The sequence below is a fragment of the Nodularia sp. UHCC 0506 genome (assembly GCF_034931045.1).
Classification (GTDB): domain Bacteria; phylum Cyanobacteriota; class Cyanobacteriia; order Cyanobacteriales; family Nostocaceae; genus Nodularia.
The window spans coordinates 120,906-142,423 of sequence record NZ_JAYGHH010000001.1 but is presented as its reverse complement, the minus strand read 5'-3'; the positions used below and the strand labels follow the sequence as shown (position 1 = coordinate 142,423).

The following is a 21,518-nucleotide window of genomic DNA, read 5'->3' as shown; positions in this document are numbered from 1 at the left end:
CTCAGATTATAAATGCAAATAAAAAAAATTGATTAATATAACAGTTGATACTCATATAGGATACTGGCAGTAATGCTTGAATTGGGGGATGAATCCATACAAATTTCTTGAATCCCTCGGCATTGCCGACCCTCGCGGCTCCGGCTGGTTGGCAGTAGTTTTTACATTTTGTTTGGCTTGGCTAGTGACGTGGCGATTAATTCCCACAGTCCGCCAGTTTGCCCTACGAGTAGGTTGGGCTGACCAACCAAACGCTCGCCGACTCAACCAGCAGCCTTTGCCCAATGCCGGGGGTTTAGCTATTTATGCGGGAGTAATTGCCGCAATGGTACTGGCTAGCCTGTTACGACCTATTGCCCTGCAAAACGTCTTGGCTCAAGTGCTAACTATTTTACTAGGAGGTTCCATCCTAGTGCTGGTGGGTTTTATTGATGATCAGTTCGGTTTACCGCCCTCTGTGCGTTTGTGGGCGCAGATTGTCACCGCACTGTTGTTGTATGCGAACGGCATTAGTATCGAGGTTGGTTTCAACACGCCCATTGATTCGCTGCTTTCTATGGCGGTGACGGTACTTTGGGTAGTGGGGATCACTAACGCGATCAATTTGATGGATGGGATGGATGGATTAGCCGGAGGTGTCAGTTTTATCACCGCTATGAGTTTATTAGGGGTGGCAGCCCAATTTCCTAATCGGGCAGCAGCTATTTTAGTGCTTGCAGCTTTAGGAGGTGGAGCCTTGGGCTTTTTGCGTCATAATTTCCACCCTTCAAAAATTATCATGGGTGATGCAGGCGCATACTTTTTTGGTTATGTACTGGCTGCAACCAGTATTTTAGGTAATCTGCAAGAAAGCACAATTTTTGCCCTTGGCCCGACAGTGTTATTTCTGCTGTTACCAGTTATGGATACTACACAAGTTTTTATCCGCAGGTTATTAGCAGGAAAAAACCCTCTCAGTACCCCAGGTAAAGACCATCTACACCACCGTTTATTGGCCTTGGGATTCTCCCAGCCCCATGCAGCGTTAACTCTGTGGTCAATTACTCTAATTTTTAATTTGCTGGCAATGAGAATAAAAAACATGAGTTGGGAGGTGATAATTTTTACCGCCATTAGTATCATTTTCTTGTTGGGTTTTACTGTCTGGCGCAAAGATAGCCAACCATCTTGAGTTATTTTATGTCTGTTTAAACACTGTTAGTGATAGCAATTTTACTTAACTAAACCACAATGTAGGGGAAAATTTTTTTTGCCCCTACTCAATTTTGTGGTGAAAATATTGAAATTATTGAGAAGAATAGCTTAATTTTTTCATGGCGCTTCAGATCCCCGACTTCTTGAAGAAGTCGGGGATCTTTGTCTTCGTAGCTGATTTAAGAATTATCATCCTCTTGGGAAATTTTTTTACTCACTTCAAGAATGGCAATAACTGGCTGACCCAGTGACATGGTTGTTCCCTGTGGAAGCATATCACTAGCTTCTAGGCCTACAGTAGCAGAGAGTAGTAACCCCATAAACACCATTGTCACTGGTTGAAGGTGCTGCTGCCAAGTCTTGACAGCATTTGTGGTTTTGTCAGATTTGCGAGCTTTTTTGTTTGCCATGTTGGACTCCATAGTAGTGGTTGAACTTGTTACTACTATGAAGCCAGAATCTTTGTACACTGCGGATCATCAGTGCCGATGATCGGCAATTTTAAATAATTTCTACTTATATATTGTTAACGCAGTTATTGCAAGCTTTTCAGCCTCATGTATATAATACACGAAGGATTTGGCAAGATTTGCGGATCATCGGCATTTTTATTTGGAGTTGGCATTTTGGCTGTGTCAGAGTCTGAGAATGGGAAGAGTGGCAAGCAATGTATATTAAACCAAGATGGTAGAGACAAATTAGATCAAAAACTGAAGGAAAAGTATGAGAATGGAGTCAATAAATCAGCACTGCATAAAGAAATAGGTACAGAACAAATAAGCTATGACACACTTTGTAAAATATTAGATAAACCTAAAAAAGCAGTAACTCGTAAATTTCTTGATATTTTATTTAGTTTTCTCGGCATTGATTTAGAGGAAAGTGACTATGACAATCCTCCAAAGCAAGAACCATCAAATGGAACAAAAAAACGAGATATCCAAAATAGGGATGATAAGCCTACTATTGAAAAGCTTAAAAACGCTTTAGAAAAATTAAACTATAAACAGCAAAAAGACTTATTTGATGATGCAATTGAGCCGTTAAAACCAGCCGCAACTTTTTTAATACACGGCAAAAAAAATTACGGGCAACAATGGTTAGTTAATTTGCTCAGATACCAACATCTACCTTTATATACAACAGATGTTTGGCAGCATAAATTGGAAATTCAGCGTCGTGACGCAAATATTGAGAACATTTGGCGAAAATTACAGACATTGCTCAATACTCAAGATTCCGCCCCACAGACTCTTGTAGATGAACTGTACAAACATTGGCAAACCCGCCCAGTAATTTTAGTTCTCTATATAGAACATATTGTTGATAATTATTTAGAAGAATTTATTAATAAGTTTTGGAAACCTTTGGTTGATATGGTAATAGCTGATTTATCAGAGTCAAAAAATAATAGATTGGTTTTGTTTTTAGTTGATAATGCAAATTCTCAAGCAAAAGTAAAAAAGTATTTGTTAGAAAAACCAGATAATAATGAATCTTACAAACCCCTAAAATTAGAACAGATAGAACATTTCAACCCACAGGATGTAGAAAGTTGGGCTGGTATCCAATGTAATTATCAACTATTCTCGCAACTTTGGAATGATTCAACATTTAACAGAGATGTAATGGCACAAATAGTGGAAAATCATACTACACCCATAGCAGTTTTCACGAAAATTTGTGAATGTTGTGATTTAAACTGGCATGATATTGAAACCACACTAGCACTATGAACAAACCACTAGACTATAAATATACAGGTAAAAAGCTGGAAAACCAGTCTTTACCAGACTCCAACGCCAATATCAGAGGACAAAAACAGTATCCTTATTTACCGGATGAAAATTTAGTAAAAGCTGTTAACCTCGCTCTTTATCTCCAGCGTCCTTTACTTTTGCAAGGTGAACCGGGTTGTGGTAAAACACTTTTAGCTCGTGCTATTGCTAGAGAATTTAAAGAAACTTTTAAAATTAAAGATAAAGAATATCCTTATTTTCCTTGGTATATTAAATCTACTACACAGGCTAAAGAAGGTTTATATATTTATGATGCTATTGGACGTTTACGTGATGCTCAATTAGTAGCGACGGTTTCTAATCAAGCAGAAAAAGCCAAAATATCGAAGCGGTGTGAAAACCCTGAAGCTTATATTACATGGGGTGCTTTGGGTAATGCTTTTCGAGAAGAAACATATCGCCCTATTATCTTAATAGATGAAATCGATAAGGCTGATATCGATTTTCCTAATGATTTATTGCGTGAACTTGATGAAGGGACATTCACAATTACAGAAACACAAACGGAAATTCCAACAAAACAACAGCCAATTGTGATTATTACTAGCAATAGCGAAAAAGAATTACCTGATGCTTTTTTGCGGAGGTGTATCTTTTATTATTTAGATTTTCCTGAAAAAGACAGGTTAATTGATATTGTTAATGCTCATTTTGATGATTCTCTGGATATGGAATTAGTCACAGCCGCAGTTGAGAAATTTATTGGATTGCGCGAGACAGGAGCGAGTAGAAGAGATGGTAAAAAAGCTAGTACCAGTGAATTACTTGATTTGATAAGTTCGCTGAAGCATTACGCCGCGAAGGAAATAAATGCCGAATTGACCACAGAAGAAATTTCACCTGATGATATCATCAAAAAAGCTTTGGCTATTATTAAGAACTTGGGCGATAATCTTCCTTTGTTGGGAACATTGCTGAAAACTAAAGATGACCAAGATTATTATAAGAAGTAATCGCAATGACTCAGCAAACCCCCCCTTTATTTGATTTATTTATGGTCATGCGAGAGGAAGCTGGTTTACCTCTGACTATTGACCAATATTATTTGCTATTAACTGCTTTGAAAGGAGGATTTGGTGTTGCTAGTCGTGAAGATTTAAAACAAATCTGTCGTTTGTTGTGGGTGAAATCAAAGTCTTCACCGCAAAGAGAACAGTTTGAGCAATGTTTTGATGGATATTTTCAAAAATATGATAGGGAAAGAAAAGCTGGAAAAGAAAAACCAGCCTCTACTTCAACGGATAATATAAAAACGGAAAAACCACCGATTACTAAACCAGAACTGCCAAAAAAGCCAGAAATTGCCGTTAAACCTATTCCTCAAATTCCCATTGCTATTAAAGGAAAGCTGCTTCGTAAAAACCCATTTATCGAAAATGAGGTCTATAAATTAAGTGCAAATGACTTTCCGGTAACGAAACGACAAATTCAGCAAAGTTGGCGTTATTTTCGTTGTCCTGTGCGCGAGGGTGCGTTAACTGAAATAGATATAGCCGCGACTATTCAAAAAGTTGGTCAAGAGGGAATTTTTTTGGAACCAGTAATGATTCCTCAAAGGATTAATCGGGCGGAATTACTTTTATTGATTGATGTTTCTAATTCGATGATTCCTTTTAATTTGCTGTCTCAGAGGTTGGTGGATAATTTACAAGGCGGGCGTTTGGGTAAAGCTGAAGTTTATTATTTTCTTAACTGTCCGGGAAATCATTTATATTTATATCCCCAGGGTTCGCAAGTAAAATCTATTGATGATTTATTACCTAAATTGCATAGTAAGCGGACTGTGGTGTTAATTGTTAGTGATGGCGGGGCGGCTCGTGGGGGCGTAAGTCCTAGTAGAATTGAATTTACGGAGGAGTTTATTAAAAAATTTGCCCGTTGTGTCCGTCATATTGCTTGGCTTAATCCTACACCGGAGGAACGTTGGGAATATACTACTGCTGAGGAGATTCTGCAATTTGTGCAGATGTTTGAACTCAATTCTTCTGGTTTGAAGGCTGCTATTCGTTCAGGTAAAGGGTAAAATAAGTTCGTAGTAAGGGCTTTAGCCCTTTTTTGTGCGGGTAAGTTACATGGAGAGGACTAAAGTCCTCACTACAAACTTTTGAATATTTATAAGGTTTATGATTAAGTCTCAAAAACAGGATAAATTTAAACATAAGCGGCTGGAATATTTTGCAAATCGCTTTAGTGAGGCGCATTTAGATTTAGCTTGTTATGGGGCTTTTCCTTTAGCGTTGACACCAGAACTTTTATATTGTTTACGCGAAAACTTTGCACCTGATGCTCCTTTTATCGCTGTTGCAGATATTTTACTGTTTCTCTGTGAAACTGTAGGTTATCAACTTTATGAACTAGATACTGAGGTACGTAATGAGTTACTTGTTTATTTAAAAAGCCGTCTAGGTGACGAAAAATTATATGAAAAACTATTGTGTAAATTATCTGATTTTATGGTGGCTTATATTCGCCAACAATTAAAGTCTAATGATTATGCTGATGAAGATTTGGGCGCAACTCCACATTGGACTGCTTTGGCTTATATTAAACCTGAAGAAGCGGTTAAGGATATTGCTGAGGAGTTGCAAAAAGCATTAAAGCAACAGCCTGGAAATTTGCTCAAGTTTTCTTCGATTATAGAGGGCTATGCTGATACTGATCCACTGTTGAAAGCTGGTTTTGAACCTTTGTTAATTTTATCTCGTGGTTTAGATGCAAAAGCACGCGGTGATGAGGAAACAGCAGAGGAAGAGTTTGCTAACTTGCGTCAAGAATATGGTAGTCAGTTGGAGATTCAAGGGGTAAAGTTTGATATTCCTTCAGATGGGAAAGGTGGGGAATTAGAGGATTTTACCTTTGATGTGGTGACTGTGAATGCTAAAGGTGAGGAAGTTAAACGGGAACTGGGTAAAGCTCAATATTTTGTGGAAAAGCTGGGGGATGGTGTGACTCTGGATATGGTGGCTATCCCTGGGGGTACATTTACTATGGGCGCTCCTGAAGGTGAGGCAACAAGTGCGGATGATGAACGCCCTCAACATCAGGTGACGGTTCCTGCTTTCTTTATGGGGAAATACCCTGTAACTCAGGCACAATGGCGAGTTGTGGCTAATTTTGAACAAGTATCGCATTCACTTGAGCCAGACCCATCGCGCTTTAAAGGAGATGATTTGCCAGTAGAAACAATAGATTGGTATGACGCGGAGGAGTTTTGTTCTAGACTAAGCAAGGCCACAGGCAAAACCTATAGTCTTCCTATTGAAGCTGAGTGGGAGTATGCTTGCCGAGCAGGTACGACAACACCATTCCACTTTGGTGAGACAATTACACCAGACTTAGCAAATTTTAACGGCAACTATACTTATGCTTCTGCGCCCAAGGGAGAATATCGTGAAAAGACCACCCCAGTTGGCAGCTTTAAATTAGCTAACGCTTTTGGGCTGTATGATATGCACGGTAATGTAAATGAATGGTGCGATTTTTTGTGGCAAGACAATATCGAGACTGATCATCAAAGCTGGCCTTTGCGCGGTGGTTCCTGGAATGACTATGCCTGGATTTGCCGTTCTGATTATAGTGAACTATACGTCCGGGGCGATGGAAGTAGCGACATAGGTTTTCGGGTTGTAGTTTCAGCCGAGAGGACTTAATTCTTTACACTCTTGCCCTCTAACACTCTAAACTTTTTCTTTTTCCCTAACCCCCGCCGAAGGCGGTCGATATTTTTTTAAAATTCAGTACGACAACTATATTGTATTATCCATAAATAGGTAAGTCTTGTCAAGTGGTCTCATTCAGTGAATAATGTGGGTTGTGAGATAGAGATTTTTGAGAGAATGCCAGATTTACCAATTATTCAACGGTATCTGAATATAAAACTGAGTTGGGTAGCTTGGTTGGTGTGAACCGAACAGTTGCTCAACTCTTTGAGAAATGCGGGTTGAATCGAATATGGAAACCTCACCCCCAGCCCCTCTCCTTGTGAAGGAGAGGGGAGATCAAGAGTTAGATATCAAGCCCTGGCGAATGGAATTCGCGGCTACACTGTTAACTGATAATAAGCCCTGGCGAATGGAATTCGCGGCTACACAGACAAAGCCCACCTGCGTGGGCTAAATTCTGAAATTGTCACAGAAAAATCCTGATAACTGTTCACTGTTAACTGATAACTGATTATGCCATGACCATGCCGCCATCAACGTTAAAGACTTGTCCGGTAATGTAGGCGGCGGCGGGGTCGGCTGCTAGGAAGCGCACCATGCCGGCTATTTCTTCTGGTTGACCGTAGCGACCAAGGGGGATATATTTCAAAATATCTTCGGTGTTGCTGAGGTTACTGGTCATGTCTGTGGCGATGAAACCAGGGGCGACGGCGTTAACTGTGATTCCACGAGAGGCTAGTTCTTTGGCGACGGTTTTAGTAAAGCCGATGACTCCGGCTTTGGCGGCGCTGTAGTTGGCTTGACCAGGATTTCCCATTTGTCCGGCGACGGAGGCAATATTTATAATCCTTCCCGAACGTTGTTTGAGCATGATTTTACTGACTGCTCTTGTACATAAAAATACACCAGTCAAATTAAGGTCTATTACGGCTTGCCAATCTTCTGGTTTCATGCGTAATAGTAAGGTGTCACGGGTAATTCCGGCGTTATTGACGAAGATATCAATGCGCTTGAATTTGTCCATGACGGTGCTAATTAGTGTATCTACTTCCTCGGCTTGGGATACGTCTGCTTGTAATGCGATCGCTTGTCCTCCATCTGCACTAATTTCTGCCACTACATTGTCAGCAGCGCCGCTAGAACTGGCATAATTAACTATTATAGTCGCTCCTTGTTTGGCTAATTCTAATGCGATCGCTCTTCCTATTCCTCTTGAAGCACCTGTAACAATAGCGACTTGCCCCTGTAAAAGTTCCATAAATTATTCCTGTTGCTTTTTCAATAACCGCGCTAATTATCTTATGGTGATTTGTGCCTATATAGCAAAGTGCTGAGTGCTGAGTTCTGAGTTCTGAGTGGGGAAAGTTCTGAGTTCTGAGTGGGTAGGGGTGGGTTTAAGTAGTGAGTCTGTGGTTCATTGAAATCTTGCGTAAACCCAGCCGTATATCAAATATCTACCTTGGGAAATAGTGGGAAATTTAGCAACAATAAAAACAAAATGATGTTACAGCGATTCTTTGAGGGACACATTACCATTAAAAGCAATCAATAAACATTTGGTGTGTGTCACATGGCTACAAAAAAACAATTCAACAGTTTTGAAGAGATGTTATCTAGTTCTGATGTCCCTGTGTTGGTAGATTTCTATGCTGATTGGTGTGGTCCTTGTCAGATGATGGTGCCAATTTTAGAAAAAGTTAACGCCCAATTACAAAATAGTTTGCGGATTGTCAAAATTGATACTGAAAAGTATTCTGCCTTAGCCACTCAGTATGAAATTAATGCTTTACCTACATTGGTATTATTTAAGCAGGGTCAGCCAGTGGAAAAAATTGAGGGTGTGATGCAAGCAGAACAATTGGTACAACATCTGAAAAATTTCATTTAAGCGGATGTAGGGCGGGTTTAATCAGGATTTCGACGAACCACAGACTCACTGCTTAAATCCGTCTCTACCCACTCAGCACTCAGCACTTTGCTATATAATATCGCTGGCGGAAGTATATCAAAAAACATGGTACGGCTTTTTGTGACGGTGATTTTGCTGGCGTTATTGACTGCTTGTGGAAGTATTGGACTGCTACCAACTACCAAGTTAGTCCAAAAAGCGATCGCATTCCAAGTTGAGCAAACTCAGCAGCAACTTAACCAAAAACTGGATCTAGATTTCCAAAGTTTTGAAATTAAACGCTTAAAAATTCGGCAGGAACAACCCCTGACTATTCAAAATTTACCAGCTTTCCGGGTGCGGGGAACCTACGATTTAATTTTTAATCTCCCCAAAAGACAGTTGAGACGACTGCAACAACCCTTTGAAGTTTACCTCCAAATTCAGCAAGAAGGTAAAACCTGGCGCTTGCTACTTCCTGAACGGGATAGCAAAGACACTCAACAAACTTGGCGTAGCTATTTAATTCTCTGATGTGATGTGCAGCTAAAAAAACTATCATAAGCTTTACCGTAGAAACTCTAATGCGTAGCCATGATTGAGGTGATAATTTTAGCAGGGATGAAGCAAAATGAATTTCAGTTTTTTTATCAATTCTATTGTGGTAATTATTCTGGCAGTTCTGCTGGGTTTTGGCGGATTGCAATGGTTTCAAATACCTGCGGGTAACTTCCTTGATTGGGTAATTGGTGGTGCAAGTTTTTGGTGGTTATTAGTGATTGTAACTGTACCTTGGAGTGTACATTTTCAAGCTAAGGAAGTTTTAGCAGAAGCAGCACAATCTAGGGAAAAAGAAATTCCTGTAGACGAAAAGCAAGTTAATTATGTCAAAGTTTTAGCCAAGCGATCGCTCTGGATAGCCATTGGTTTACACTTAATTTCAGCAGTTGGTCTTTATACTCTTGCCGCTACTGGGATCAGCGCTGTGGGATATATCAGTTCTGGTGCGGCTTTATTATTAACCATTCTACGTCCAGCTATCCGCGCCTACGAATATTTATATGCACGGCTAAGGATGATTCGCCAAGAATTTCAATATCCCCGTGAGGACGTGATGGAACTCCGCAATCGCTTTTATCAATTAGAGGAGACAGTTAAACGCTTAGAAGAACAACTTAATCCCCAACTAGATAATTCATTACCCGCAAATCAAAAACGCTTCACGAACGAAACGCGCACAGGTTTAGCCAGAATAACTGCTACTTTAGAAGAATTACGCGCCACAAATCAAGTAGAACATGAACGTCTAGCCAGAGAAGCCAGAAGCGCGATCGCTCAACTTTCCACCGATGGACAATTTCTCGATCATGTCCGGGAAATCATCCGTTTTTTCAAAACAGCATGATCCGCATTCAAAATTCAAAATTCAAAATTCAAAAATAACTAGGAAAATTCTTAGGACTCGGTAGATTATCTCAAACGCAAGCCGCAGGGCGGAAGTCAAAAGTCAAAAGTCAAAATTATCCTCATGCCAATCCTGGACTAGACGAAGTAGCCAACGAAGTTTACCACGTAGTCCGAGATTGGATTATTCAACATTTAAACAGATCCTCCGTCACCTTAATTTAGCCCATTAAAAACTACGTTGCCGAAGCTCCTCCGAACTACGAACTACGAACTACGAACTACGAATTACAAAAGTCTTGCCGATTCATACAATCGTTTCATCATTGCTAATATTTTTATACCATAGTCCAAATCTACTGACCAGCGCCCAGAAAGCTGATAAATTGATGGCGCAATTCCACGGGTAATAAAGCGAAATCTTGGATCTACAACTGCATTGACCAAAGGTTCTAAACTAGCGTAAGCTTTTAAATGTTGAATATGCGCTCTCACACCAATTCTGGCACTAGAAAAAGACGCAACTTCCGCACCACCACCAATAGAACCTAAACCAGCAAAATTATTTTGCTCAGGTCTAACATCGCTGCCAAAACGTAAAAATCCTGTTTCTAAACACATTTGACAGAAAGCAATATCATAGTTAACACCCTCGGCATTACCTTCTTCTCGATACAATTTAGGGATGTCAGGGAAAGTCAGCAAACCATTTTCATTATTATTTCTCAGGAATAATTGTAATTCTATTTCTGAAGTATTTCCCCGTGACATAACCCGGTCAAGTTGATCAGCGCACACTAATAAATTTGAGCGTAAACTAACTGTACGAGTTGCAGCATCCCAACCAATAGCTACATTAAAATCTCTCAAATCGACTGCTTTAATATAAACAATTCTCCGATAACTAATCCGGTTAACAGTAGGGGATCTAGATAAATCAATTCGTAGCTGATCTACTAAATCAATAGGAATGTAGGAATTACCATTAACTAATATTCCTTGCTCGGCGTATTTTTGCCCATTAATATCAATATTAATTGGTGGATAATTTGGTTCAACAGGAGTTACAGGTGCTGTACTAGGGTCAATTACCCGACTCCAGGATGCTAGACCATCGGCAATTCCCAAAGCAAAGTCACGGCGACGATTTTGCAACAAAGCCCGATCTTCGGGACTACTCAGAAAGCCTACTTGCATTAACAAAGAAGGAATAGTGATTTGGCGACAAAATGCCAAACTCCCCAACCCGCTATCTGTATCTGGCCTAACTCCCCGATTTGGTAACTGAGTCACACGGCGCAAAAGCCCCATTAAGACCAATTCGCCATTAGTTTTACGTTCCTGGTTATTGGCGATGTAGTAGACACCCGCACCGCGCACAGAGGGACTGCTAGCAGTATCTGCATGAATTTCTATGGCGACATCTACCCGACGACCACGAGAATTAATCCAAGCAATAGTTTGGGCGGCGCTGAGGTCATCAGGAACTGCTAAAACATCAAAACTTCTCGCCCGCAATTCTGTTACAATCAAATCCCGCAGCAAAATCATTTCTCTGGCTTCGCTTGTGCCACCTGCTATGGAGCCTGGATCGATGCCTCTTGCTTCTCTGCCTCCGTGAGCTGCCGAAATAAAAATACGTCCCATCCTCGGTGTTTCCTCGAAAAATTAAGCTGAAGCAATTTTATACAGGATTGTTGACTTAGCAACAACAATATAATATCTATCAGTTGGTTAACTCACAGCAGTTATCACTACCAAGCAATGGACTAAAATGCAAATTCCCCGCTTGCACCCAGACACAATTGAGGAAATTAAACAACGTGCTGATATTGTTGATGTCGTTTCAGACCACGTAGTTTTACGCAAGCGTGGTAAGGATTTTGTGGGTTTGTGTCCTTTCCATGATGAAAAAACCCCCAGTTTTACAGTCAGTCAATCTAAGCAAATGTACTTTTGCTTTGGCTGTCAAGCCGGGGGAAATGCCATTAAGTTTTTAATGGATGTGGGAAAACAATCTTTTGCAGAGGTGGTGTTAGATTTAGCTCGACGTTATCAAGTACCTGTGCAAACCCTCGCACCAGAACAACGTCAAGAGTTACAGCGTCAAATTTCTCTGCGCGAACAGTTATATGAGGTTTTGGCTTCTACTGGACAATTTTATCAACACGCCCTCAGACAAAGCCAAGGACAAAAAGCATATCAGTATTTGCAATCGGAACGCCAATTAAAGGAAGAAACTATTCAGCAGTTTGGCTTAGGTTATGCACCCGCAGGTTGGGAAACTCTACATCGCTATCTGGTAGAAGATAAGCATTACCCAGTGCAATTGGTGGAAAAAGCCGGGTTAATTAAGCCCAGGAAGGAGGGAAGTGGGTATTATGATGTTTTCCGCGATCGCCTAATGATTCCCATTCGCGATATCCAAGGGCGGGTAATTGCTTTTGGTGGGAGAACTTTATCTGAAGAACAACCAAAGTATTTAAATTCACCAGAAACCGAGCTTTTTAGTAAGGGAAAAACTTTATTCGCCCTGGATCACGCCAAAGACGGTATTTCTCAACTAGATCAAGCTGTAGTAGTAGAAGGATATTTTGATGCGATCGCCCTCCATGCTGCGGGTATTAATAACGCTGTGGCTTCTCTAGGTACAGCTTTAAGCATTGAACAAGTCCGGTTAATTCTACGCTACACCGAATCGAAAGAATTGATACTCAACTTTGATGCTGACAAAGCCGGGATAAATGCAGCAGAACGCGCCATTGGGGAAATTGCCGAACTAGCATACAAAGGCGAAGTGCAACTGAAGATTCTGAATGTACCTGATGGCAAAGATGCTGATGAGTTTCTGAAAACTCATGGCTCATCCGACTATAAGGTTCTAGCAACTACAATAGCTCGGATATCAGCACTACGTAAATATAGATATAGGAATATAGATGAGCTGTCTGCGACTGAGCGTAAAGAACTCCTTGATAGCGCTCCACTTTGGATAGATTGGCAAATCCAGCAAATCATGAAGAACCGCGACTTGAGACAGGCTACAGATTTTCAAGCAGTTTCTCAAGAATTTGTAAAAATACTTAAAAAAATTGAGAATAAAGATACACGTGATTATTATGTTTTCCACTGTGCTGAAATATTAAGTTTAAGAGATGCCAGCCAGATACCACTACGAGCAGAAAATCTCTTAACTCAAATTGCACCAACTACGGCGATAAGAAATAAACCTCTATCTGGGAAGAAAAAATGGGATAGTCGCAAATCTCTTCAGTCACCAATCCCAGGGGATAAAAGTCTTTTAGAATTAGCCGAAGGTTTACTATTACGAATTTATCTGCACTGTCCCGAACAGCGTCAAACTATTTTCAACACCTTAGAAGAAAGAGATTTAGAATTTAGCTTTTCTCACCATCGATTATTGTGGCAGAAAATTTTAGAATCCACAGGAGAAGAGGTAGAAATTATATCTAGTTTACAAGATAGATATTTAGAATTATCAGCAGAAATCGAATCAATTTCCCATTTATTTCATTTGAACGAGAAAAGTCAGAAAGAAATATTGCGGACACCCCAAGTAGTTCAAGCTACTGTTGCTTGTATGGAGAGAGTATTAATAGAAAAGCGCTATCGGTACTTCTTAGAACTTTGGGAACAAACCGATCCCGAAGCCGAACCAGAAAAATGGCAATCATATTATCAGTCTTTTTACAACGAAAAAATGCGACTACAAGAATTAGATCGCCAACGCCAATTTTCCATTACAGATTTGCTTTAATTTAATCATTTAACTAGGTATATCATGTCCATTTAATTAGTCATGATTACCATAATCATGTCACCCCACCCCCAACCCCTCCCATATCAAAGGTTTATCCTTTTCCTCCCCCCGTTGCGGGGGGATTGAGGGGGGTGCGAGGAGGGGAGATAAAGCAAAAGTTTGGCAGGTTTTCGTGTTTCGTAAGTATTCAACCAGACTTGATAGTATTAGCACTCTTGCCAAATTTTAAATTATAAGTTAAAACTTACACAACTTTAAAATAAATATAACTAAAAAATATACAGAATCCCTTGAGTGATTATGTGTAGCTTTTGCATGATAATATTATTTTTCTAAAAAATGTCATTATTTACCAACTTACTAAATTTGCATTCAGCAAATAAACCACTTGAAGATTTTTTCACAGAAATTATTGCTTATTTTCTAGATATCAATCACGATATTTTAATCGCTTGGCTCAAACATGAATCAATTATTAATAATGAAAATGAAATAAATATTAACCTTTTAACTCAAGAATCCTATCAGCCACTTAAACATCATCATAGCGGTAGTAAACCTGATATTGTCATTAAATTAGAACATGATAATCAGACAGATATCATATTTATTGAATCGAAAATTGGTTCTACTGAAGGATGGGAACAATTAAAAAGGTATGCTGAGATTTTGAGTAGTTTATCATATCCTCAACAGCGAACTCTAATTTACATCACTCGTGATTACGAACCAAAGGAAGAAATTGAAAAATTACTCCCACAATTAACCCCAAACGTAAAATTTTTTCAATTGAGGTGGTATCAGTTTTATAGCTTCTTGAAGAAGTACGAAACGGATACTTTGGCTAAAGAAATATTAACCTTTATGGAGATTCACAGAATGTCTCATACTAATCAGCTTTCATCTGTTGATTTATTGACAATGGTCAATTTCAACAAAACTCTGAATTTTATGAAATCTACTCTCAGCGAAGAAGTAGAAAAAGAATTTAATATGGCTTTTGGCAATGTCACTAAAGGCGCAGCAAGTATGACTCAATGGACATCGGTTAAGAGATATATTATCTATAACCGTTTTGATAGTTGGAATTGTTGGTGTGGTCTGGGATATTTTAATTTAAACCCAGAAAATTTGACTGAATATCCATATTTAGGTATATGCTTAGAAGTTTCTCCTGGTTTTAAAGAACGTCTAAAATTTGTTGAAGTAATGCAGGAAGTAGTTAATAAATATCCTAATAAATGGACTTCTTATAATCTAACTATTGCTCCAGGATGGTCTAGCATTTCTTATCGCAAAAGCCTACAAGAATTTTTATCTCAAGAAGACCAACTATCTGTTATTAAATCGTTTTTTATAGAATCTATTCATGAACTGCAAAATATTCAACATTATTTTGATTTTCATTGGAAGGTTGTAAGTACGGATGAAGCTTCTAAAGAGGAAGAATAGATAAGTAGCTCAAACTTAAAAAACGTAATACCTAGTCAAAATTTTATGTTTAATTATGTTGACCTATTTATCTCAAATAAGCAATCATCCCTTGCCAATATATTAAAATAAAAATAACCCTGTATGCCTTAGCTGTTATGAGCCTAACTACTGCTAAACACTTCACTATAGATGAATATCACCGTCTGGCAGAACTCGGCTTCTTCTCAGAGAATGACCGAGTTGAACTAATTGAAGGAGAAATAGTCCAGATAGTTGCTAAAGGTACACCACACTCTGTTTGTGAAACACTTTTATTTAGGGAGTTAATCAAGCTTGTAGCAGACAGCGCTTTAGTCCGAGGTCAACAACCAATTATCATCTCCGAACAAAGTGAACCTGAACCAGATATAGCCATTGTACGTAATGTTGATGATAATTATCTTTCGGCTCATCCTCAGCCATCTGATATATTGCTGGTAATTGAGGTTGCTGATTCCTCTTTAAAATATGACCAAGAGATAAAGTTACCGCTTTATGCAAAGGCAGGTATTACTAATTATTGGATATTTAATTTAGTAGATAATTATCTAGAGTGCTATAGTGAACCTTATCAAGATTTACAAGATAAATTTGGCTATCGCCGCAAGTTAATTTTCTTGCCTAATGAGACAGTGAATCTGTCCGTTTTCCCTGATTTAGTTTTAGATTTATCTCAGGTATTTCCTAAAAAGTAAATGATAAAAATTCCATGTATATGAAGAAATATAATTTAAACGTAGAGTATGTTATGCCGTAGCTATCGCACCTTAAATTATTGATACTGAGTGCAGCCGAGGTCAAGAGGACTAAAGTCCTCACTACAAACCTTTAATAAAGAATGTAGGGACAATTGATCAATTATCCCTACAAAGTTTCTGGAAAACGCATATTCAGTTGTGGTTTAATCTTAAGACAATCCCACCAACTTAGCGCTTAACTCCCACATCCGTTCAGCTTTATCATCATCGCTGGCTTCATTGGAAACCTCTTGCAGAAAAGACTTGCCATTTTTCTTTTGTCTATTTCCCCAACTCCAATAAGCACCAGATTGATTATACTGAGGATCGCTGACAACTTCCGCCACGCGATCGCCTGATTCTTCCTCAGTCACAAAGCCCCCGGTAATATATCTTTGGAAAAGTGGGAAAATCTTCTGAAACAACGGATAATGATTTCTAAATAAAGCAGTTGTCGCCACACAACCAGGATAAAGAGAGCTAAAAGTGATACCGTGTGACTCATGATAGCGCCGATGTAGCTCCCTCATCGTCAACACATTACACACCTTACTATCCTTGTAAGCCTTGACAGGTTCAAACTTCTTACCGTCAATCATCGCAATCGGTTCTTTAAAACCTTCGGCAAAACCCTTCAAATCGCCCAAATCTGGACGGGGTGGAATCTTCCCTCCCAACTCCTTGGGATTGTGGGTAACAGTTCCCAAAATCACCAGCCTTGGCTCAGAAGCAGGTGAATTTTTCAAATCTTCCAAAAGCAGGTTACACAGCAGGAAATGACCAAGGTGATTTGTCGCCACACTTAACTCAAATCCTTCCGGGCTTCGCAATGGCTCCTTGATTAAAGGCATATAAATAGCCGCATTGCACACCAAAGCATCCAAGGAATTACCACTGGCTCTAAAATCCTTCACAAAATGCCGAACACTCTCTAAAGAGCCTAAGTCAATGTGCATGACTGTGTAGCTGTCCGGCTCCATCCCTAAAGATTTGGCTGCATTTTCCGCCTTGGATAAATTCCGACAGGCCATCACCACGTGCCACCCCTTTTGGGAAAGCGCTCTCGCGGCTTGCAAACCCACCCCAGAGGAAGCGCCCGTGATTACGACTGTTGACTTCTGATCTTGTGCCATTTTATTAAAATTGCATGAATCGTCTTGTGACATCTTTGATAATCTCTAATGATCTCATATCACAGAGCCATCAAGTTTTAATTTTTGAAAAGACAATTACCCTGTTCCCTACGGACAAAATAACGTATCCCTGGTATCTCTTCCAGTCACGGGATTAGTACCTTTAGCAAGTTGGCACAATTTTTTTTCCTCATCCTGGCGCAGCAAAATATCAGTAAAATCTGCGCCATCAATAATCGCACCATCAAATCTAGCGTTAGAAGCAAACGCACCTTCTAAAATCGCGTTAGTCAAATTAGCTTTAATCAGTCGTGCTGAATCTAAAGTAGCAAATGACAAATCAGCACTTTCCAAATTTGCCGATTCTAAATTTGCCGCAAAAAAACTGACACCACGCAAATTAGCATGGTTAAAGTCACTATAGCGGAGATTAGCTTTGGTAAAACTAGAGTCTGTTAAATCACGTCCTGAAAAATCAGCCTCTATCAAAATCTCTTTGTTATATTCCAGGGCAAAAGCTGGGGGCGTATACCCAAAAATTGCAATCATGCCAACTATTACCCAAAGCAATACACTGAGTATACTGGCTCCAATTCGATTATTTAATCTAGTATTCATCATATTTTTTAACCAATGGCGAACCCTCCTCCCTCTCATTATCCCGATATTGGTGAATTAGGAGAAGACCTCGTAGCACAATGGTTACACTCTACAGGCTGGAGGATTCTGCATCGGCGCTTTTCTAGCCGTTGGGGAGAAATCGATATTATCGCCCAGCTTGACGAAAAACAGCCCTTTGCTAACCAATTACCCCAAGTAGCATTTGTGGAAGTGAAAACCCGTAGTCAAGGAAATTGGGATGCAGGAGGTAAAAGTGCTATTACACGACAAAAGCAGGCAAAAATTGGGCGAACAGCGACAATATTTTTAGCTGAGTATCCTGAAAAAGCTGATTACTTGTGTCGTTTTGATGTTGCTATTGTCTACTGTCGGCAAATCTCAAAACAGCAGACTGATATGACCTTGACTTCAGAAGCTCTAGCTAGTTTATCAGCAGATAGATACCAATTGTATCTGCAAGAATATCTACCAGGAGCTTTTGACTGTGCAATTGATAGCTGATGAGTCTTTTGAAATCTCAATTTGGCTGCATTAGCCACAAAATTAGCAATTATCTGATAGCAGCGCTCCAAGTTAACGCAATTAAGCCAATGTTTCTGGACAGTAACCCAGCCCCCGCACAAATTGTTGACGGAATGCTTCAATTTCTCCTCTCTCTGGGCTACCATGAGAAACAATTGCGACTTGATAGCGACGCATTACGTCTACAGGGCTTTGTCCGGCCTGTAAACTCCAAAGAGCCATTTGCACCCGCATCGGTGGCTTATAGCTAATTCCTAATTCATTGAGAAAAGCGCGAAAGTCACCATCTTCTTGGGAGGAAAGTTCTTCTGAGAATTTTATCCTCACTACCCAGCCATCAATTTGATGAATCACGGTAACGAAAGAAACAGGCATCTGGGGTCTGGCGTGCAGATGTTGTACAATTCTCAGCGTGAGACTGGCATTTGCCAGGTAATATAAATATTCCATAGTTGCTGCTTGGGATCAAAGCCCATCCTACATTTCTATCTTCGTCAATAGATCGGTGTTCCCGGTAGGGTAAAAGCCCCCGTTTTTATATGGGGAGGTTTACCCAATTTTGATCATGATTAATGTTTCCCTGTGATGCCAATTGACGTTGAAACTGTGTATATTCAATATACTTCAGTGATAAATATCACTCTTTTATTGAAGAGACATGACAAAAGTTACAGAGTCTTGAAAGAAAACGCCCAAATATACCAAGAGTGTAAACGCTGATTTTTTTAATGCCTCAAAGATATATTCAGTACATTTACATTAAAGGGCGTTATATCTTTAACATTTTATAAATCCATTATAAATTGTAAATCGATGTAACGGCAACCTTTAGGAAGGGGTAGAGATGAAACTTCTTTTTTGTAGTTAAAATTCCAATTTTTAACTGAGTATTCAATCACAAACCCATTGAATATAACATTACACGGTCATACAGCTTATCAGGTAAAAGATGCCTAAGTAGGACGGCAATTTTAGCGTCTCGACCCACCACATAGCGTGTCTTTGGTTGCTTTGCGGTCAGCGCCTGAACAACAATTTCAGCTACTGAATCCGGCGAAATTCCCCCAGATGCTATAGTTCCGACTCTTTTACGGACAGCACTCATAGCTTCGCCATAAAGTGTTTCTGCTGATTGTGGGAGGTTTTTCCGGGCTGTGTCCACTTGCATAAAGGACTTTTGCCAAATTGGGGTAGCGATCGCACCTGGTTCTATAATTGAAACTGAAATTCCCCAGGGGCGCAACTCCATACGCATGACATCGGTTAGTGCTTCCAGGGCAAATTTTGAAGCATTGTAAGCTCCTAGAAACGGTGCTGCGCTTCTACCACTAATGGAACCCATATTCACAATTCTACCCTGACCCTGGCGTAATAAACCCAGAAATCCTTGAGTAACAGCTAATTGTCCGGTGACATTAACATTCATCTGTTGTTGAAATTCAGCAATTGGGAGTAATTCTAAGGGACTGGGAACAGCAATACCGGCGTTATTTACTAAACCTAAAATTCCCCTATCACCAACTACATTTGTTACCGTTGCAACTGCACTTTGAATCGATTCGTAGTCAGTCACATCTAAAAAGATTGATTTCAGCTTTGGTGATGCTTGTTCTTGAAGTTTTTCAGCATCCTCATCTTTACGCACACCAGCAAACACAAAATATCCCAATTTGTCTAAAAGCAAAGCACAAGCCGCACCAATCCCTGTTGACGCTCCTGTGATGACAATTGTATTTTTATTTCCTGGAAGCATGACTTTCCTCAGCACATTAATCTGTCAGAGTTGATATCAGACCCTGAGAACATTGGAAAATTCAAAATCCTATAATCCTGGTGACTTGAACCGAGATGCTCATATCTTGCGATCGCGTAGCTTATCCGCAGGACTCAGATTTAAGAATGCTATAATATCTTAACTATAAAGTCACTAGTCCATAACAAATGTAGCAAAGATATCTTTTGCCAGAATATCAAAGTGCTTCATTTTAGATCATAAAAATACCAATAGCCCCTGACAAAAAGTAACACAATTGTGCTTTTTGCACTTAAAACAGTTGATAGTCAAGAGTCATCACACCCACAGAATTTACGCAAGTGTCAAAAAAATTTTTATTTTTTGCTTGTAGTAAGGGCTGAAGCCCTTATTAAGAGGACTAAAGTCCTCACTACAAACTTAAAATAATATGCCAGTTACGTAACTCCTAACCCATTAAGTTAGAGACTCAGAACCAATTACATCTCTTAACTGATAACTGTTAAAATTGTTCCACCCCGGCAAACTGTTTCATACTGACAGCATTTGCAGCTTCACCACAAGTGCGGGGTGTGGGGAATATCTTATCAGGATTTGCCAAACCCTTGGGATTAAAAACTTGCCTTACCCATTGCATACTTTCTAAATCAGCAGGGCTAAACATATCAGGCATATAGCATTTTTTATCTGCACCAATGCCATGTTCACCAGAAATACTACCGCCTACTTTTACACAAAGTTTGAGAATTTCCCCACCAACCTCCTCAACTTTCTCTAATGCTCCTGGGACAGAATTATCAAATAAAATTAAAGGGTGGAGATTACCATCACCAGCATGAAACACATTGGCAATTGTATAACCAAACTTTTTACTTAACGCTTCAATTTCCTGCAAAACATAAGTTAATTGTGTGCGAGGAATTACACCATCCTGAACATAATAATCAGGGCTTAAATGCCCCGCAGCAGCAAAGGCAGCCTTGCGACCTTTCCAAAGTTTTAAGCGAGTTTCTAAGTCACTAGCAGAAGTTACATTACGCGCGCCATTCTTTTTACAAATTTCCGCCACACGTTGTTTATTTACTTCAACTTCCACATCTAAACCATCAATTTCTACTAATAAAATCGCCGTAGCATCGCGAGGATAACAATTTGTAGCTACAACATCCTCAACTGCATTGATGCTAACGTTGTCCATCATTTCCATACCACCCGGAATAATTCCGGCGCTGATGATATCAGAAACACTTGCCCCAGCCGCTTCTACACTGGTAAAATCTGCTAATAAAACACAAATTGACTCAGCACTTTTGAGAATTCGCAGAGTAATTTCTGTAGCAATACCCAGAGTACCTTCAGAACCCACAAATACACCCGTTAAATCATAACCAGGCATTTCTGGTACTTGTCCACCTAAATCCAGAATTTCCCCTTCAGGGGTGACAATTTTTAAGCCTAAAACGTGGTTAGTCGTCACACCGTATTTGAGACAATGCACCCCCCCAGAGTTTTCCGCCACATTACCCCCAATTGAGCAGATAATTTGGCTAG

General features: G+C 39.7%; 20 protein-coding genes. 12 read left to right on the top strand and 8 right to left on the bottom strand.

What is annotated here, in order from left to right; translation table 11 throughout:
* The first annotated feature begins 88 nt into the window (after nt 1–88).
* Nucleotides 89–1,171: an MraY family glycosyltransferase gene (locus VB654_RS00670; protein ID WP_323211336.1), complete on the top strand. Its 1,083-nt coding sequence runs from the start codon at nt 89–91 to the stop codon at nt 1,169–1,171.
* A 202-nt stretch (nt 1,172–1,373) separates the two neighbouring features.
* Here VB654_RS00670 and VB654_RS00665 read toward each other — a convergent pair whose 3' ends face one another.
* Nucleotides 1,374–1,604, bottom strand: a complete 231-nt coding sequence (locus tag VB654_RS00665; RefSeq protein WP_323211334.1) for a hypothetical protein — start codon at nt 1,602–1,604, stop codon at nt 1,374–1,376.
* Nucleotides 1,605–1,751: 147 nt separating this feature from the next.
* Here VB654_RS00665 and VB654_RS00660 point away from each other — a divergent pair, with 147 nt between their 5' ends.
* The 4 genes from VB654_RS00660 (at nt 1,752) to VB654_RS00645 (ending at nt 6,643) form a co-directional block, all read left to right on the top strand.
* Complete coding sequence (locus VB654_RS00660) at nt 1,752–2,930, top strand: hypothetical protein (protein ID WP_323211333.1); 1,179 nt, start codon at nt 1,752–1,754, stop codon at nt 2,928–2,930.
* Nucleotides 2,927–3,946: a MoxR family ATPase gene (locus VB654_RS00655; protein WP_323211331.1), complete on the top strand. Its 1,020-nt coding sequence runs from the start codon at nt 2,927–2,929 to the stop codon at nt 3,944–3,946. Before VB654_RS00660 ends, VB654_RS00655 begins: the two co-directional genes overlap by 4 nt.
* A gap of 5 nt (nt 3,947–3,951) precedes the next feature.
* Complete coding sequence (locus tag VB654_RS00650; RefSeq protein ID WP_323211329.1) at nt 3,952–5,016, top strand: hypothetical protein; 1,065 nt, start codon at nt 3,952–3,954, stop codon at nt 5,014–5,016.
* Nucleotides 5,017–5,116: 100 nt separating this feature from the next.
* Nucleotides 5,117–6,643, top strand: a complete 1,527-nt coding sequence (locus VB654_RS00645; RefSeq protein ID WP_323211327.1) for a formylglycine-generating enzyme family protein — start codon at nt 5,117–5,119, stop codon at nt 6,641–6,643.
* Between the two features lie 523 nt (nt 6,644–7,166).
* On the opposite strand, the gene fabG is transcribed toward VB654_RS00645, so the two are convergent.
* Complete coding sequence (fabG, locus tag VB654_RS00640; protein ID WP_323211326.1) at nt 7,167–7,913, bottom strand: 3-oxoacyl-[acyl-carrier-protein] reductase; 747 nt, start codon at nt 7,911–7,913, stop codon at nt 7,167–7,169.
* A gap of 312 nt (nt 7,914–8,225) precedes the next feature.
* Between fabG and trxA the strand changes: the two genes are divergently transcribed.
* From trxA to VB654_RS00625, 3 genes are all read left to right on the top strand, one after another.
* On the top strand, nt 8,226–8,543 hold the full coding sequence (trxA, locus tag VB654_RS00635) for a thioredoxin (protein WP_323211324.1): 318 nt from the start codon (nt 8,226–8,228) through the stop codon (nt 8,541–8,543).
* Between the two features lie 126 nt (nt 8,544–8,669).
* Nucleotides 8,670–9,077, top strand: a complete 408-nt coding sequence (locus VB654_RS00630) for a hypothetical protein (RefSeq protein ID WP_323211322.1) — start codon at nt 8,670–8,672, stop codon at nt 9,075–9,077.
* A gap of 97 nt (nt 9,078–9,174) precedes the next feature.
* The gene (locus tag VB654_RS00625) at nt 9,175–9,948 is read left to right on the top strand and encodes a hypothetical protein (RefSeq protein WP_323211320.1); all 774 of its coding nucleotides are present in this window, start codon (nt 9,175–9,177) and stop codon (nt 9,946–9,948) included.
* A gap of 287 nt (nt 9,949–10,235) precedes the next feature.
* Here VB654_RS00625 and VB654_RS00620 read toward each other — a convergent pair whose 3' ends face one another.
* Nucleotides 10,236–11,594, bottom strand: coding sequence for an N-acetylmuramoyl-L-alanine amidase (locus VB654_RS00620; protein ID WP_323211319.1), 1,359 nt, complete (start codon nt 11,592–11,594; stop codon nt 10,236–10,238).
* Between the two features lie 127 nt (nt 11,595–11,721).
* Between VB654_RS00620 and dnaG the strand changes: the two genes are divergently transcribed.
* The 3 genes from dnaG (at nt 11,722) to VB654_RS00605 (ending at nt 15,896) form a co-directional block, all read left to right on the top strand.
* A complete protein-coding gene (gene dnaG / locus VB654_RS00615; protein WP_323211318.1) occupies nt 11,722–13,725 on the top strand; it encodes a DNA primase in 2,004 nt (667 codons plus the stop codon).
* A gap of 342 nt (nt 13,726–14,067) precedes the next feature.
* A complete protein-coding gene (locus tag VB654_RS00610) occupies nt 14,068–15,180 on the top strand; it encodes a PD-(D/E)XK nuclease family protein (protein ID WP_323211316.1) in 1,113 nt (370 codons plus the stop codon).
* Between the two features lie 137 nt (nt 15,181–15,317).
* Nucleotides 15,318–15,896, top strand: a complete 579-nt coding sequence (locus VB654_RS00605) for a Uma2 family endonuclease (RefSeq protein WP_323211314.1) — start codon at nt 15,318–15,320, stop codon at nt 15,894–15,896.
* Between the two features lie 212 nt (nt 15,897–16,108).
* On the opposite strand, the gene VB654_RS00600 is transcribed toward VB654_RS00605, so the two are convergent.
* Entirely contained in the window at nt 16,109–17,071 is a 963-nt protein-coding gene (locus VB654_RS00600) for a protochlorophyllide reductase (protein ID WP_323211313.1), read from the bottom strand.
* A gap of 108 nt (nt 17,072–17,179) precedes the next feature.
* On the bottom strand, nt 17,180–17,689 hold the full coding sequence (locus VB654_RS00595) for a pentapeptide repeat-containing protein (protein WP_323211609.1): 510 nt from the start codon (nt 17,687–17,689) through the stop codon (nt 17,180–17,182).
* Nucleotides 17,690–17,704: 15 nt separating this feature from the next.
* On the opposite strand from VB654_RS00595, the gene VB654_RS00590 reads away from it, so the two are divergent.
* Entirely contained in the window at nt 17,705–18,193 is a 489-nt protein-coding gene (locus tag VB654_RS00590; RefSeq protein WP_323211312.1) for a YraN family protein, read from the top strand.
* Between the two features lie 81 nt (nt 18,194–18,274).
* On the opposite strand, the gene VB654_RS00585 is transcribed toward VB654_RS00590, so the two are convergent.
* The 3 genes from VB654_RS00585 to VB654_RS00575 form a co-directional block, all read right to left on the bottom strand.
* A complete protein-coding gene (locus tag VB654_RS00585) occupies nt 18,275–18,664 on the bottom strand; it encodes a hypothetical protein (protein WP_323211310.1) in 390 nt (129 codons plus the stop codon).
* Nucleotides 18,665–19,109: 445 nt separating this feature from the next.
* Nucleotides 19,110–19,967, bottom strand: coding sequence for an SDR family oxidoreductase (locus tag VB654_RS00580; protein WP_323211308.1), 858 nt, complete (start codon nt 19,965–19,967; stop codon nt 19,110–19,112).
* Between the two features lie 502 nt (nt 19,968–20,469).
* On the bottom strand, nt 20,470–21,518 hold a 1,049-nt coding region (locus VB654_RS00575; RefSeq protein WP_323211306.1), incomplete at its 5' end, for an FAD-linked oxidase C-terminal domain-containing protein.

What these genes read in the sequence shown, in the direction of transcription:
- fabG (WP_323211326.1), bottom strand. Translation starts at nt 7,913, where the DNA reads ATGGAACTTTTACAGGGGCAAGTCGCTATTGTTACAGGTGCTTCAAGA.
- VB654_RS00610 (WP_323211316.1), top strand. Translation starts at nt 14,068, where the DNA reads ATGTCATTATTTACCAACTTACTAAATTTGCATTCAGCAAATAAACCA.
- dnaG (WP_323211318.1), top strand. Translation starts at nt 11,722, where the DNA reads ATGCAAATTCCCCGCTTGCACCCAGACACAATTGAGGAAATTAAACAA.
- VB654_RS00620 (WP_323211319.1), bottom strand. Translation starts at nt 11,594, where the DNA reads ATGGGACGTATTTTTATTTCGGCAGCTCACGGAGGCAGAGAAGCAAGA.
- VB654_RS00580 (WP_323211308.1), bottom strand. Translation starts at nt 19,967, where the DNA reads ATGCTTCCAGGAAATAAAAATACAATTGTCATCACAGGAGCGTCAACA.
- VB654_RS00650 (WP_323211329.1), top strand. Translation starts at nt 3,952, where the DNA reads ATGACTCAGCAAACCCCCCCTTTATTTGATTTATTTATGGTCATGCGA.
- VB654_RS00665 (WP_323211334.1), bottom strand. Translation starts at nt 1,604, where the DNA reads ATGGCAAACAAAAAAGCTCGCAAATCTGACAAAACCACAAATGCTGTC.
- VB654_RS00645 (WP_323211327.1), top strand. Translation starts at nt 5,117, where the DNA reads ATGATTAAGTCTCAAAAACAGGATAAATTTAAACATAAGCGGCTGGAA.
- VB654_RS00670 (WP_323211336.1), top strand. Translation starts at nt 89, where the DNA reads ATGAATCCATACAAATTTCTTGAATCCCTCGGCATTGCCGACCCTCGC.
- VB654_RS00595 (WP_323211609.1), bottom strand. Translation starts at nt 17,689, where the DNA reads ATGAATACTAGATTAAATAATCGAATTGGAGCCAGTATACTCAGTGTA.
- VB654_RS00600 (WP_323211313.1), bottom strand. Translation starts at nt 17,071, where the DNA reads ATGGCACAAGATCAGAAGTCAACAGTCGTAATCACGGGCGCTTCCTCT.
- VB654_RS00655 (WP_323211331.1), top strand. Translation starts at nt 2,927, where the DNA reads ATGAACAAACCACTAGACTATAAATATACAGGTAAAAAGCTGGAAAAC.
- VB654_RS00590 (WP_323211312.1), top strand. Translation starts at nt 17,705, where the DNA reads ATGGCGAACCCTCCTCCCTCTCATTATCCCGATATTGGTGAATTAGGA.
- VB654_RS00625 (WP_323211320.1), top strand. Translation starts at nt 9,175, where the DNA reads ATGAATTTCAGTTTTTTTATCAATTCTATTGTGGTAATTATTCTGGCA.
- trxA (WP_323211324.1), top strand. Translation starts at nt 8,226, where the DNA reads ATGGCTACAAAAAAACAATTCAACAGTTTTGAAGAGATGTTATCTAGT.
- VB654_RS00585 (WP_323211310.1), bottom strand. Translation starts at nt 18,664, where the DNA reads ATGGAATATTTATATTACCTGGCAAATGCCAGTCTCACGCTGAGAATT.
- VB654_RS00630 (WP_323211322.1), top strand. Translation starts at nt 8,670, where the DNA reads ATGGTACGGCTTTTTGTGACGGTGATTTTGCTGGCGTTATTGACTGCT.
- VB654_RS00660 (WP_323211333.1), top strand. Translation starts at nt 1,752, where the DNA reads ATGTATATAATACACGAAGGATTTGGCAAGATTTGCGGATCATCGGCA.
- VB654_RS00605 (WP_323211314.1), top strand. Translation starts at nt 15,318, where the DNA reads ATGAGCCTAACTACTGCTAAACACTTCACTATAGATGAATATCACCGT.